The sequence below is a fragment of the Arsukibacterium sp. MJ3 genome, assembly GCF_000987765.1.
Taxonomy (GTDB): Bacteria; Pseudomonadota; Gammaproteobacteria; order Enterobacterales; family Alteromonadaceae; genus Alishewanella.
Map to the genome: position 1 here is coordinate 155,335 of NZ_LAHP01000003.1, position 13,538 is coordinate 168,872.

13 protein-coding genes are annotated in these 13,538 nt (G+C 45.0%); 2 read left to right on the top strand and 11 right to left on the bottom strand.

Annotated features, from left to right (window positions below):
- Positions 1–4: 4 nt before the first annotated feature.
- The gene (locus VT06_RS03580; RefSeq protein ID WP_046552894.1) at positions 5–1,513 is read left to right on the top strand and encodes a SpoVR family protein; all 1,509 of its coding nucleotides are present in this window, start codon (positions 5–7) and stop codon (positions 1,511–1,513) included.
- Positions 1,514–1,524: 11 nt separating this feature from the next.
- On the opposite strand, the gene VT06_RS03585 is transcribed toward VT06_RS03580, so the two are convergent.
- Both VT06_RS03585 and VT06_RS03590 read right to left on the bottom strand, forming a co-directional pair.
- Positions 1,525–2,502: a diguanylate cyclase gene (locus VT06_RS03585; RefSeq protein WP_046552895.1), complete on the bottom strand. Its 978-nt coding sequence runs from the start codon at positions 2,500–2,502 to the stop codon at positions 1,525–1,527.
- A 2-nt stretch (positions 2,503–2,504) separates the two neighbouring features.
- Positions 2,505–3,509, bottom strand: a complete 1,005-nt coding sequence (locus VT06_RS03590; protein WP_046552896.1) for a response regulator — start codon at positions 3,507–3,509, stop codon at positions 2,505–2,507.
- Between the two features lie 130 nt (positions 3,510–3,639).
- Between VT06_RS03590 and tpx the strand changes: the two genes are divergently transcribed.
- Complete coding sequence (tpx, locus tag VT06_RS03595; protein WP_046552897.1) at positions 3,640–4,260, top strand: thiol peroxidase; 621 nt, start codon at positions 3,640–3,642, stop codon at positions 4,258–4,260.
- Between the two features lie 119 nt (positions 4,261–4,379).
- Here tpx and adk read toward each other — a convergent pair whose 3' ends face one another.
- The 9 genes from adk to VT06_RS03640 all read right to left on the bottom strand — a co-directional run bounded on the left by adk (position 4,380) and on the right by VT06_RS03640 (position 13,461).
- Positions 4,380–5,024, bottom strand: coding sequence for an adenylate kinase (gene adk / locus VT06_RS03600; protein WP_046552898.1), 645 nt, complete (start codon positions 5,022–5,024; stop codon positions 4,380–4,382).
- Positions 5,025–5,317: 293 nt separating this feature from the next.
- On the bottom strand, positions 5,318–7,243 hold the full coding sequence (gene htpG, locus VT06_RS03605) for a molecular chaperone HtpG (RefSeq protein WP_046552899.1): 1,926 nt from the start codon (positions 7,241–7,243) through the stop codon (positions 5,318–5,320).
- Between the two features lie 167 nt (positions 7,244–7,410).
- Positions 7,411–8,013, bottom strand: a complete 603-nt coding sequence (gene recR / locus VT06_RS03610; protein WP_046552900.1) for a recombination mediator RecR — start codon at positions 8,011–8,013, stop codon at positions 7,411–7,413.
- A gap of 41 nt (positions 8,014–8,054) precedes the next feature.
- Complete coding sequence (locus VT06_RS03615; protein ID WP_046552901.1) at positions 8,055–8,381, bottom strand: YbaB/EbfC family nucleoid-associated protein; 327 nt, start codon at positions 8,379–8,381, stop codon at positions 8,055–8,057.
- An 86-nt stretch (positions 8,382–8,467) separates the two neighbouring features.
- Positions 8,468–10,447 (bottom strand): DNA polymerase III subunit gamma/tau, encoded by a 1,980-nt coding sequence (dnaX, locus tag VT06_RS03620; protein ID WP_046552902.1) that lies wholly within the window; start codon positions 10,445–10,447, stop codon positions 8,468–8,470.
- Between the two features lie 44 nt (positions 10,448–10,491).
- Positions 10,492–11,040 carry an adenine phosphoribosyltransferase gene (gene apt / locus VT06_RS03625; RefSeq protein ID WP_046552903.1) on the bottom strand — a complete coding sequence of 183 codons (549 nt, stop codon included), beginning with the start codon at positions 11,038–11,040 and terminating at the stop codon, positions 10,492–10,494.
- Between the two features lie 303 nt (positions 11,041–11,343).
- A complete protein-coding gene (locus VT06_RS03630) occupies positions 11,344–12,078 on the bottom strand; it encodes a TonB-dependent receptor plug domain-containing protein (RefSeq protein WP_046552904.1) in 735 nt (244 codons plus the stop codon).
- Complete coding sequence (locus VT06_RS18385) at positions 12,071–12,265, bottom strand: hypothetical protein (RefSeq protein WP_046552905.1); 195 nt, start codon at positions 12,263–12,265, stop codon at positions 12,071–12,073. The genes VT06_RS03630 and VT06_RS18385 overlap by 8 nt, the downstream gene beginning before the upstream one ends.
- Before the next feature lie 209 nt (positions 12,266–12,474).
- Positions 12,475–13,461 carry a class I SAM-dependent methyltransferase gene (locus VT06_RS03640; RefSeq protein WP_046552906.1) on the bottom strand — a complete coding sequence of 329 codons (987 nt, stop codon included), beginning with the start codon at positions 13,459–13,461 and terminating at the stop codon, positions 12,475–12,477.
- Positions 13,462–13,538 lie beyond the last annotated feature (77 nt).

Genomic DNA, 13,538 nt, shown 5'->3' on the forward strand with positions numbered 1-13,538 from the left:
CACGATGGCAAAAACTCAAACCCACTCTGCCTGCTTACCTGATGGTCCCGATTGGAATTTTCAGCTGCTCGATGCCTACCAGCAGGAAATTGCCCGGGTAGCTAATCACTATCAACTGGACACTTACCCTAATCAAATTGAGGTAATTACTGCTGAGCAAATGATGGATGCCTATTCCAGTATCGGCATGCCACTGGGTTACCATCATTGGTCATATGGCAAAAAATTTATTCAAACCGAACAACACTACAAACGTGGCTACATGGGGCTGGCCTATGAAATTGTCATTAATTCAAATCCATGCATCGCCTACTTAATGGAAGAAAACACTATTACTATGCAAGCTCTGGTCATGGCACATGCCAGCTTTGGCCATAATTCGTTTTTTAAAAATAATTATTTGTTCAAAACCTGGACTGACGCGGGCTCAATTATTGATTATCTGTTGTTCGCTAAAAATTATATTAGTCAGTGCGAAGAAAAATACGGTATTACGGCAGTAGAAGATATACTCGACTCCTGCCATGCACTGATGAACTATGGGGTTGACCGCTATAAACGACCACAGAAAATATCCTTAGATATTGAGCAAAAACGTCAGGAAGCACGCGAGGCTTACCTGCAAAGTCAGGTTAATGATTTATGGCGCACTATTCCGCAAAAACCATTAAATGAGGCGCAACAGCTTGAACACTTTCCGGCAGAGCCCCAAGAAAATCTACTGTATTTTATTGAAAAAAATGCACCATTGTTAACACCGTGGCAACGCGAAATTGTGCGAATTGTCAGGAAAATGTCGCAGTATTTTTATCCACAAAAACAAACTCAGGTAATGAACGAAGGCTGGGCAACATTTTGGCATTACACCATTTTGCAGCACTTGTACGACGAGGGTAAGGTCAGTGACCGCTTTATGCTGGAAGTATTACACAGTCATACTAATGTTGTGGCTCAGCCACCGTACACCAGTCAATACTATACCGGGATCAACCCATACGCCTTAGGGTTTGCCATGTTTAGCGATATCCGACGCATTTGTCAGCACCCGACCGACGAAGATAAGCAATGGTTCCCTGATATTGCCGGTAGTGACTGGCTGCAAACCCTGCATTTTGCGATGCAGAATTTTAAAGATGAAAGTTTTATCAGCCAGTATCTGTCACCTAAAGTGATTAGAGACTTTCATTTATTTGCTATTGTGGATGACGACGAAGCAAATAGTTTAGAGGTTGGCGCTATCCATAATGCACAAGGTTATCAACGGATCCGCCACATGCTGTCTGCTCAGTATAATCTAAGCCAGATTGAGCCTAATATTCAGGTTTATAATGTCAACATTAATACCAACCGGGCACTCACTTTACGATATATTCCACAGCAGCGGATACCGCTAGCGGCCAATACTGGCGAAGTAATGAAGCATTTACATCGGTTATGGGGCTTTGAGGTAATATTAGAGCAATTTAAGCCGGATGGCAGCAGCGAGCTTATCGCCCGCTGCCCTCATCCATAAAAGCCACGGAGTTATTCTGCCTCAGGTTTGAAACAGGTTACCCGATTTCTGCCGTCAATTTTCGACTGATACAAGGCTTTGTCTGCTGCCTCTATCCAGTGTCGGTGTTGTTGCATACTAACATCGCGCTCGGCCAAGCCCAGGCTTATTGTCACCTTAAGAACCGTTTTATTGTACTGTACGTCGAGTGAAAATACCTGCTGGCGAATACGCTCAGCCAGGCATAAGGCTTGCTCCAGTGAAGTATCAACCAATAATACAGCGAATTCTTCACCGCCGTAACGACCGGCCAAATCAGTAGTACGAATAGAGGCTTTAATTACGTCGGCCACTCTGCGAATAACCTCATCGCCGGCAGCATGACCATAGGTATCATTAACCCGCTTAAAGTGGTCTATGTCACACATCAGCAAGGTACTTTGATGCTGGCTATAGCGCTGTAACCGATTAAACTCCTGAATAAGAGAACTTTCCCAATGGCCACGGGTGCTTAGCTGGGTTAGGAAATCTGTGGTCGACAACTGTTTTAAGCGGCCATTCATCGATTCTAGCTCGGTGCGACTTACCGCGGCATCGGTCACATCATAAATGATAATACAAAGGTGGGTTACCTGCCCCCGGGTATCTGTTAGCGGAAAAATAGTACTGTTCTGATACATATATTCAGCACTACCGGTAATAGGCCGGTAATTTTTAAATTTAAAAATATACGGCCGCTGTTCCCAAATAGTAAAAGCACGATTTTTAAGCAACATCACCGGATCACATTTACGCCTTAACCACTGTTCATCAATTTCTGGAAATAAATCAAATAAGTAGCGCTCTCGAACCTGACGCGGGGTGAGACCACTATGGCTTTCCATAAAACCATTCCAAACCTGGATCCGATAATCGCTATTTAATACGACCAGCCCGACATCTACAGTTTGAAACATATCCATTAACCAATGAATTTCGGATGCATCAAACTCGGCATTGGTTAAACTCATGGTTATTCTTCCAGTAAAAAAGCAACTTTGTGCTTCATGGTTTTGACACTGTCCTCTGTAAAGAGTAACAGTAAATCGCAGTTAATATTGTAGTTTTCAATACCATAGCTAAGTTCTATCGCTAATGTTTTACGCCAGCGCCGGGCGTTAGCCTTAATCAATTCGCTAACAGGCGCATGTTGGCCAAGCACCACAGGATGGCCCTGGCTAAAACTCATATCTAATTGTTCTGCAATACCTTTTAGTACTGAGCCTATCAGAATATTGGCAACATCCATCAACAGTTCCAGCTCAGTCGACGGCGTTAAATCACCCTGAAAATTCAGCAAGCTGGCAATATCTTTAAAACTGGAGTCAGTTAAAATAAGCAACGCTTCGCCTGCTACCCCACCACCAATAAAACCCTGGCACACTGCAGAAGTAGAGGAATGCTGCTCGACCGAGGCTAACGCCATGTGCAATTCACTGACTTCAATAACATTAACATTAGGGATGGGCAGCTTAACAAAGACATTCAGCAAGCGCGCCAATAAGTCGCCGGCCTGGCCCATTGCTACGTTAGTAATTTCCTGGAACACATCACGCATTTCAGCATTAAGCTCAGTATCGCTATTACGTGGTGTTTGCCGTGGTGCGGCCGGCTGGCGCAAGCTGGCACTTTGCATAATGGCTTGCAACTTGGCAGTATCGACTGGTTTACGAATAAAATCGATGGCACCCAACGCCATCACGCGTTGGTATGCTTCTGGTTGCACATCACCCGATACCACCACGACTTTGACATCCAGCTGTCGTTTTTTTAATTCGGCGAGCACCTGATAGCCATCCATTATTGGCATGTTTAAATCGAGAAATAACCAGTCTATTGGTTCTTTCTCCAGTGTGGCCAGGGCATCAGCGCCATGACCAGCAAAATGAACCCGCTCCTGCCAGTCCTGTGGTAAAATCCTGGCAAGTTGTTTCCGTGCCAGGTTGGAGTCATCACATATTAATACTGCGGTGGTCATTGGGCACTCACGTAAACACTAATTGTGTTTATAATAGACGCAAAACCACCAGCGATAACAGCATTTACATCAATTAAATTACGTTATTTGCTTTATTATTATTAGAGCCCAAACAATTAGGACATCCATTATGTTTACTCGAATCAAAACATACTCCTCGCTGGCGGCACTGTTGACCCTTTGCATACTAAGCACTATGGCACAAGCCGTTGATATTACCGCCCAGTTGCCTAGCAGAGTCAGTGACGTGAAAGCAGGTAACCAACCCGTAGTTTTGTTAGGGCAAGAACTTAAAATCGGCCAAACTGCGCCTGCCTTTAAAGTAGTAGACAACAACTTTAAAACCGTACAACTAAGTAAGTTTAGCGGTAAAACGATTTTAATTAGTGTTGTGCCCAGCATTGATACTGGCATCTGTTCGCTGCAAACTAAACGCTTTAATAGTGAAGTGGCCAATTTGCCCGATAATGTGGTGTTATTAACCATAAGTACCGACTTACCTTTTGCGCAAAAACGTTATTGTCAGCAAGAACAAGTTGCCGATATGGCCGTGCTATCTGATGCGGTCTGGCGCGATTTTGGCAGTAACTATGGCTTACTGATTAAAGACATGGGCATCCTTACCCGGGCTATTTTGCTAATAGACAGCAGCGGCACCTTGCGTTACCAGCAACTGGTACCGGAATTGGCGCAAGAGCCAGATTACGACGCCGCGCTAACGGCATTGGGACAGCTATTAAAAAAGGCTTAACGCTGATGATGCAATAGCGCTTCTAACCCACCTTATTCGCCCAAAAATAACGCCCTCATTTGAGGGCGTTATTTTTTTAGGTAAACAGGCAAAACAGCCTGATAATTGAAAGTAATATTTTAATCTAACAGCCTCACCAGTTGCGCACTAATGTCCTCTACTGGCTGGGTGCCATCAACATAGTGATATTGGGTATCAGTTGCTGCAGCCGCCTTTCGATAATAACCTACCAACAACTCAGTTTGTTCATGATAAATGGCTAACCGCTTACGCACAGTCGCTTCAACATCATCAGCGCGGATCGCCAAGGGTTCACTGGTTTCATCATCTTTGCCTGCTACCTTAGGCGGATTGTACTTAATATGATAAACGCGACCGGACGCGGGATGAACCCGACGACCACTCATCCGCTCGACGATAACATCGTCTGGCACATCGAACTCAATAACATGGTCAACCAACACGCCATTGTCTTGCATGGCGTCGGCTTGTGGAATAGTGCGCGGAAAACCGTCCAGCAAAAAGCCTTTGCTACAATCTGCTTTAGCAATTCGCTCTTTTACCAAACCAATAATAATGTCATCTGAAACTAACTGGCCGGCATCCATTACCTGCTTAGCTGCCAGCCCTAATTCGGTACCTTCATTTATCGCTGCCCGCAACATATCGCCGGTAGAAATTTGTGGGATCCCATATTTATTCATCAAAAACTGTGCCTGGGTTCCTTTACCAGCACCCGGCGCCCCCAACAAAATGATACGCATAGCAACACCCTCGTGTTCTCGGATTATTCAAATATTTATTAGGCTGAATCTTTACACAATGCGCTGGCTGAGACAAGAAATTTGTCTGCGGCGACTCGCTGAGGCAGCGTATTTGCTCGTCTTTAGTCGCTAGCCTGAGTAACTGCAAGCTCTGGCGCTATTTACCCGGTAAAACCAGCGAAAGTAACGGTTTTATGCCCTCAATCCGCCACAGCATAGACTACTGCCTGCTGCAAAATAAAAAGCCCGACAACGCCATGGCATCTATCGGGCCTTTACTGCACGTTAAACCGTTACTTTGCTAAAGACAATAATAAGTTATTTAACCTTGTAACATAACCTGCAGGATTTTTTAAGCTACCGCGCTCAGCCAGTAATGCTTGTTCAAACAGCACATGAGCCCACTCATTAAAGCGTGCATCATCGGCTTCATCAACAATATGTTTTACCAGCAGATGCTCCGGGTTTAATTCAAAAATAGGTTTTACTTCAGGCACCTTCTGCCCAACCGACTCCATCAGCTTTAACATCTGAGTGCTCATATCGTGCTCGTCGGTTACTACGCAGGCCGGGCTGTCGGTTAAACGGTTGCTCACCTTCACTTCTTTTACTTCGTCGCCAAGTGCAGCCTTAAACCGCTGTAGTACACTGGCAAACGCTTCTGCCGTTTCCTGCTGTGCTTTTTTGGTTTCGTCATCGTCCAGTTTAGACAAATCTAAACCACCCTTTGCCACTGAACGCAATTTTTTGTCATTAAACTCTGACACGTGCTGAATTAACCACTCATCAATCCGATCAGACAGTAACAACACTTCCAACCCTTTTTTGCGGAACACTTCCAGATGCGGGCTATGTTTAGCCGCCTGGTAGTTGTCAGCAACCACATAGTAAATCTCGTCCTGACCTTCTTTCATCCGGCCAATATAGTCTGCTAATGACACATTTTGGGTGGCGTCATCATTATGGCTGGAGGCAAAGCGCAGTAAACCCGCTATTTGCTCTTTGTTGGCCATATCTTCAGCCGGACCTTCTTTTAATACCTGACCAAACTCATCCCAAAACACCTGATATTGCTCAGCATCTTTTGCTAGCTTTTCCAGCATTTTCAAGGTGCGGCTGGTACAGCCTTTACGCAGGCTTTGGGTCACTTTTGTATCCTGCAGAATTTCCCGCGACACGTTTAACGGCAAATCGCTGGAATCGAGCACCCCTTTAATAAACCGTAAGTAGCTGGGCATAAACTGTTCAGCATCGTCCATAATAAAGACGCGTTGCACATATAGTTTTAAACCGTGCTTGGCTTCCCGGTTCCACATATCAAAAGGAGCTTTTTTAGGCACATACAACAAGCTGGTATAATTACTGCTGCCTTCTACTTTGTTGTGGCTCCAGCTTAGAGGCTCACTCCAATCATGCGAAATGTGCTTATAAAACTCTTGGTATTCCTGCTCGGTTAGCTCCGACTTATCGCGGGTCCACATCGCAGTGGCTTTATTAACCGCCTGCCAGCTACCCTCGGTAGCCGGAATTTTCTCGCCATCTTCTTCCGTCTCCGGCGCCCCTTCCTGCCACATCTCTACCGGAATACTAATATGGTCAGAGTATTTAGTAATAATGCTTTCTACTTTCCAACGGCCTAAAAACTCATCTTCACCTTCGCGTAAATGCAAAGTAATGTCAGTACCACGACCATCTTTGGTAATAGGCGCCAAGGTATAGTCACCCTCACCCGCCGATTCCCATTCTACTGCTGTCGTTTCGCCAGCTTTACGGGTACGTACTGTTACTTTATCGGCAACAATAAACGCTGAATAAAAACCGACACCAAATTGTCCAATCAACTTAGAATCTTTGCTTTGATCACCTGATAGTTGCGAGAAAAACTCCTTAGTACCTGATTTGGCAATTGTACCCAGGTGTGAAATAACTTCAGCCTCGGACATACCAATGCCGTTATCGCTAATTGTTAGAGTGCGGTTTTTCTCATCCAGGCTTATCCGTACTTTTAACTCACCATCATCGCCATACAAACTGGAGTCAGATAAGGCCAGAAAACGCAGCTTGTCGGCGGCATCAGAGGCATTTGATACCAATTCACGCAGAAATATTTCTTTATTGGAATACAGTGAATGGATCATCAGGTTAAGCAGTTGTTTTACTTCAGCCTGAAAGCCATGAGTCTGCTTCTGTCCAGGGTTAGTGGCAGTATTATCACTCATTATTAGGTCCTCGAACGTAGTGGTAGTCAGAATAAAAGGCGCTAATGCGCCCATCAGTTGACAACTATATGGGGTAGCCCGCTACAGAATTCAAGCATAGAAAAGATCAAGTTTGCAGTTAAAAGAGAATAGCAATGCCGTGCAGTGACTAACCGGCAGCAAACAGCTCAGAAGGCTTTTCGACCACTAAAAGCATGAGACAGTGTATTACCGTCAATGTATTCCAGCTCGCCACCTACAGGCACCCCCTGCGCTAAACGGGTTACGGCTATTTGGTATTTGTAACATAACTCTGCCAGAAAAAACGCGGTGGCATCACCCTCAACTGTAGGGTTGGTGGCTAGAATAACTTCGGTTATCTGACCTTTAGCCAGCTGTTTGTCTAAGCGGTCCAGCCCGAGTTCAGCCGGGCCTATGCCATCCAGCGGTGAAATATAGCCCATCAGTACAAAGTAAAGCCCATTAAACTGGCCGGTTTGTTCTATCGCCAGCTGATCTGACGCCGACCCTACAATGCATAGGGTGCCGGCTTGCTGGCGCAGTGGATCAGCACACAACGCGCATAGGTCTGTTTCACAAAAAGTACGGCAACTTTGGCAATGGCCCACTTTCAGCATAGCGTTAGTTAATGCTGCACCCAACCGCTCGCCACCTTCACGGTTACGCTCCAGTAGCTGAAACGCCATACGCTGCGCCGATTTTGGCCCTACTCCGGGCAAAACCCGCAACGCTTCAATTAATTGCTGCACTAAAGGTGCCAATTTACTCATACTACTTTGCTACCTTGTTAACGACTTTAGATATTACTTAGTTAAAACGGTAACTTCATACCCGGTGGTAATTGCATGCCACCAGTCACTTTGGCCATTTGCTCTTTGTTATTATCTTCTACCCGGCGCACTGCGTCATTCAATGCCGCCGCGATTAAATCTTCCAGCATGTCTTTATCATCGGCCAGTAAGCTGTCATCAATTAGTACCCGGCGCACGTTATGGCTACCGGTCATGGTAATTTTTACCAGGCCAGCACCCGATTCACCAGTCACTTCCATATTGGCAATCTCAGCTTGCACCTTCTGCATTTTGTCCTGCATGGCTTGCGCCTGCTTCATAATATTGCCCATTCCGCCTTTAAACATGATTTTATCTCTCTTTTAAAATTACTGGCGTCAAGATAGTCAGTTGCGCCAAAAATTACAAGTTAAGCCGTTCACGTTAGCAGATGCTAGTTTACCTGCAAGGTGTCTGGCAATAAGCTGGCATCAAACTGCTGTTGTAGTTGCTGTACGTTTGGGTCATTCTGCATTAACCGGGTAACATAACTAATACGTTCTTGCTCAATCCGCTGCTGAATAGCCAACGGGCTCTGCGGTATCTGATTACTATAGTTTAACTGCAACTGAAGTTGGCGGCCAAACCCTTGTGACAGTAGACCTTGCAATTCATGCCGAAACTCAGGGTTATCCAAATGCTGCTGGCTTTGCTGTACTTCAAGCTTAATTTGTTGCTGTTCTAATTGCATGGCACTGTTTAATAAAAATAAACGCATCAGGCCGCCCACCGGCAACGTTTCAATTAACGCCGCCCAGCTATCTACCTCTGCGGCGTAACGAATTGAAAAATTCTGCTGATTAATCTCGCCATTAAATATGCTAGCCGTTTCAGCTGGTTGCTCACTCTGCTGCCACAACGTATTAAGCATAGCAGCATGGTTTGGATCATCCGCCAGCAGCGGTTCGTACTCATCTTCAGGCTCATCCACATACGCTATGTTTTTTGCCATAACGGCCTCAGATTCTGACCGGGTCAATAATATTGCAGCTGCTGCGGGCACCGGCACTGGCCGGTGCTCAGACTTTTTTGGCGGCTTGGCCTCTACTGCTGCGTCGACAGCAAGGCCCCGACGTTTAATAATGCTGGCCGTTAACGGATCTATACTACTGCCGGGAGACAAAAGCCTGTCAGGTTGCTGGCTGGCGGGTATCGTTTCAGCCAACAGCGGTGCAGTTGCTGGCGGCTCAGTTGCTGTCTGCGCAGTTACTGGCGAGGGCTGTATTGTTGCTGGCTGTGCATGCCGTTGCGGTAAAACAGGGCTTACGGTTGCCGCAGTCATGTTGCTGGCGGGTATTGGCACAAATGCCAGTGCCCGCAATAACGCCATTTCAAGGCCGGTGCGCTCGTCAGGGGCAAAGCTCAGTTCCCGTTTACCGCTAATTAATAACTGGTAATACAGCTGTAATGCCTCCGGGCTTTGATTTTTAGCCAATGCCGCTACAAAATCTGGTTGCTCAGATAATTGCGCCGCAGCAGGGGCTAACTGTGTCATTGCCGCTTGATGTAACAGGCTGAGCATATCATCCAGTACCCGGCTGTAATCACTATGCTGGCTAATTAACGCTTGCAGTTCAGTCTGCATTGCCGGGTAGTCCTGGTTAAGAATGGCACCCAGAATGGCACTGGCAAATTGCTGATCTAAAAACCCCAGCATATCCCTTACTGCTTCCAGGCTAATTTGGCTGTTACTTTGAGCAATAGCTTGATCGGTTAAACTGAGCGAGTCGCGTAAACTGCCATTAGCTGCTTTTGCCAGTAAAGGCAGCGCAGCAGTGTCAAACTGAATGTTTTCTGCCGTTAACACGTGAGCCAAATGGCCGGCAATTTGATCCGGACTTAATGCTTTTAAACTAAATTGTAAGCAACGGGACAGCACCGTAACCGGCAGTTTCTGTGGATCGGTAGTGGCCAACAGAAATTTAACATGCGGTGGTGGTTCTTCCAGGGTTTTTAGCAGGGCATTGAAACTGTGACGGGACAGCATATGCACTTCGTCAATCAGGTAAACTTTAAAGCGGCCACGGCTTGGCGCATATTGCACGTTGTCTAATAAATCGCGGGTATCTTCTACCTTCGTTCGCGAGGCCGCATCAATTTCTAATAAGTCGACAAAATTACCGGCATCAATTTCTTTGCAAGCACTGCAAACGCCACAAGGGGTAGCCGTAATACCAGTTTCACAATTTAAACTTTTAGCAAATATACGGGCAATGGTGGTTTTACCTACGCCACGGGTACCGGTAAATAAATACGCATGATGCAAGCGACTGCTGGTTAAAGCATTGCTCAGTGCTGTTTTTACATGGCCCTGGCCAACCAATTCAGCAAACTGCTTTGGCCGCCATTTTCGTGCTAAAACCTGATAACTCATGCTACGTCTGATACCCAGATAAGTAAACTGGCTCTAGCCTAAACTTATTCGCCGTTATACTCAACCAGACTTAAGATATTTAACCCCAGCGCCTCTAAGCGGCTTACCCCACCAAGTGCAGGCAAACTGATAACAAAAGCAGCATGCTCGACAATACCACCTAAGCGTCGCACCAGTTGCACGGTAGCATCAATAGTGCCACCCGTTGCCAGCAAATCGTCAACCAGTAACACCTTATCATTGGCATCTATTGCATCGGCATGCAGCTCAAGAGCATCTTCACCGTATTCCAGGGTGTAACGCTGCGAAATACGCTCGCGTGGTAACTTTCCGGGCTTACGCACGGGCACAAAAGGAATACCTAACGCATAAGAGAGCGGTGCGCCAAAAATAAAGCCGCGTGATTCAGTACCAATAATTTTGTCTATGCCTTTGTCAGCATAGTAAAGCGCAAAAGCATCAATCACTTTTTTAAATGCCGGGCCATCCTGCATCAGGCTGGTAACATCACGAAAAGTAATACCTGGTTTAGGATAATCAGGTACGGTTTTGATCACTTGTTTTAATTCGGTCGATAACTGTATAAAATTCATGGTGATACCTATATTGACAAACTCCTGCGGCCTACCACTTTTTATTAAAGCAGAATTTGTAACCAGCGCACTATTGGCACCAGACAAAGCAACACCACAAAAATGGCTACAAATGCCAGAAACTGCCAAACATTAAATGGATCTTTAAAATTTTCGTCGGCCATTCTCTACACTCTTTACGAATAATGAATATATTTAAGGGGTCATATGGTAATGAATTTACACCGCTTTGAACAGCGCCAAAAGCGCATTTACCACAAAACCCCCGGCTAAGAATATAAATATCGGTATTTAATATCCACTTCAACATGCTTTTTTACCGTTAGTAGCAAGATAATAAGCATTTAATTCGTCAGCAACATCGTAATTTGTTTTAAAATTGTAGTTAACACGTTCAAATTTTGGTTGTACTTCACTGTACTGTTGAAGGTTTATAAAATCACACCGCGGACTTGCGAAATTGTCAGCGTCAGACAAGGGACCAGCATATACATCGGGCAAAGAGCTGTCTGAATAAAACAAGCCTAAAATGTCACCTGTGAAGGGGTCCCATACTGTGCCTTGGTTTGAGATAACATAGAAACCAGCATTCGGTAAGGTAATATGATCTGGAAAAGCCTCATCATTAACTTTATCTGCCGGACGTTGCATACCGGTAGCCAGGGCGTATGGAAACGCGGTGTAAGAAGTTGCGGTCCAAGGGTTATCAAGTGCATTTAATGAATTCTGCGAATTATATTCAAGCGAAAACGCGGCATTACCACGACCATCGGCAAAATCCTGGCCATAAGAGAAAGTATACTTTTCATTCTGATAAGAACTATTATCAGCAAAACCTTTAATAGTACTAACATTTAAGCCAGTAATATCTTTTTTCAAGACAACGTTAACTACACCGGTTACTGCATCAGCACCGTACACGGCAGAGGCGCCGCCAGTGATAATTTCTATCCGGTCAATCCATGAGCTTGGAATGGTGTTGGTATCAACTGAAGAGGTACCAGAGGAACTGGCAACGTGCCGCTTTTTGTCAACCAATACTAACCGGTAATGGGGCGATTGCAACCTCACGCAAGATACGTGAGCCAGTAACTTCAATACGTTCTATTTGTTCAGCTTTTTGTTCTTCCTGAGCATTGGCAGCGCCCATTACCAGCATGCTTGATACTGCACCAAAAGTAACAGCCAGCCGCATGGCCTTGCTAAGTTTGCTATTTGTAAACATGTAAATATCCCTGGATTGCCTTAGGTAAAAGCAATTCTTGTTTTATGTAGTCTTGGTACTACATTATCCAAGCCGGTCCCAGTTAAGATATTGTTAGCAATAGCTTACAATCACTAATCCTAGTCGTACTTAAGGATTAAGCAAGGGTCAACAATAAGTTCCGCAGTTCATCGCAAATACAGGCAAACTATCTCTTTAAGCTGTTTACATTAATTATTTATATATTCTCCAGTGTCATTATTTTCTTTTACTTTTTTAGCAAGCTTAAATACCCAGCAAAGCTTGCCTTCAGCACTATCTAAGGTAGCAACTGACACTACAAAGCCCTGTTGCTCGGCAATTTTCTGTATATGTTTTATTTGCGCTGTATTCCAGCTCGCCGCTAATTGATCAGTCAGCCGCTGCTTAAAATCGGTTAAATTATGCACAAGGGTAGTAATAGTGTCTTCAGAAAGGCAGCGCCAATTGCTTAGTGCCGGCACCAGATCTTTTGCCATAACATTAAACCAGTCTAGTTTATCGCCGCTAAATAACTGCTGTGTTGCCATAAAAGCGCTTAATAACAAATTACTGTGTTGCTTAAGCAACTGCTGCTGCTGCGCTGATAAATCGGTGAACTGTTGCAGAGGCTTACAAAATATGGCGAACGCTTGTGCTTTGGCTAATAAGCCATCAGCTGCCGTAAATACCGGCAATACGGCTAAACCAACCTGACAATCGAGTGATATAAAAGAATCTGCATGATGTACCAAGGCTACCGCTTTACCGACTGGCGTTAAAATTCGATATAATTGCTGTAGTGTCGCGGCGGGTTCAGCATATTCAAAACCAAATTGGCTGATTACCATATCAAATTCGGCAGCTGCAAAGGTTAACCTTTCAGAGGGCATATTGCCAAAAAATTGGATTTTTTTAAGGTATTTATAGCTGGCGTCTTGCCTGCTAAATAATTGCAATGGCGCAATATTAGCTTTGTCAGTAGCAGTAACCACAAAACGATCATTCGTTTGCAATGCTAATACGGCTAAACCACCATTGCCCGTAGCCAAGTCTAAGATACTGGCGTTAGGCTGCAGTGTAGTAAAAATTTGCTGCCAAAACCGGGCGATATCGCCGGCGTATCCCAACCCTTGCTCCCCTTCTGCAAAACTATTTAGTGTTTTGGTTTTTTGCCAATAATTATCCCAATGCTGCAAAGTGCACCCCTTTTTCAGATTTTTAAATAGAAAAAAGGCGGGGAAACCCCGCCTTTTATTAGCTAACTATACATTTA

Coding starts and splice junctions, on each gene's coding strand:
- VT06_RS03580 (WP_046552894.1), top strand. CDS start 5: ATGGCAAAAACTCAAACCCACTCTGCCTGCTTACCTGATGGTCCCGAT.
- VT06_RS03585 (WP_046552895.1), bottom strand. CDS start 2,502: ATGAGTTTAACCAATGCCGAGTTTGATGCATCCGAAATTCATTGGTTA.
- VT06_RS03590 (WP_046552896.1), bottom strand. CDS start 3,509: ATGACCACCGCAGTATTAATATGTGATGACTCCAACCTGGCACGGAAA.
- tpx (WP_046552897.1), top strand. CDS start 3,640: ATGTTTACTCGAATCAAAACATACTCCTCGCTGGCGGCACTGTTGACC.
- adk (WP_046552898.1), bottom strand. CDS start 5,024: ATGCGTATCATTTTGTTGGGGGCGCCGGGTGCTGGTAAAGGAACCCAG.
- htpG (WP_046552899.1), bottom strand. CDS start 7,243: ATGAGTGATAATACTGCCACTAACCCTGGACAGAAGCAGACTCATGGC.
- recR (WP_046552900.1), bottom strand. CDS start 8,013: ATGAGTAAATTGGCACCTTTAGTGCAGCAATTAATTGAAGCGTTGCGG.
- VT06_RS03615 (WP_046552901.1), bottom strand. CDS start 8,381: ATGTTTAAAGGCGGAATGGGCAATATTATGAAGCAGGCGCAAGCCATG.
- dnaX (WP_046552902.1), bottom strand. CDS start 10,447: ATGAGTTATCAGGTTTTAGCACGAAAATGGCGGCCAAAGCAGTTTGCT.
- apt (WP_046552903.1), bottom strand. CDS start 11,040: ATGAATTTTATACAGTTATCGACCGAATTAAAACAAGTGATCAAAACC.
- VT06_RS18385 (WP_046552905.1), bottom strand. CDS start 12,265: ATGTTTACAAATAGCAAACTTAGCAAGGCCATGCGGCTGGCTGTTACT.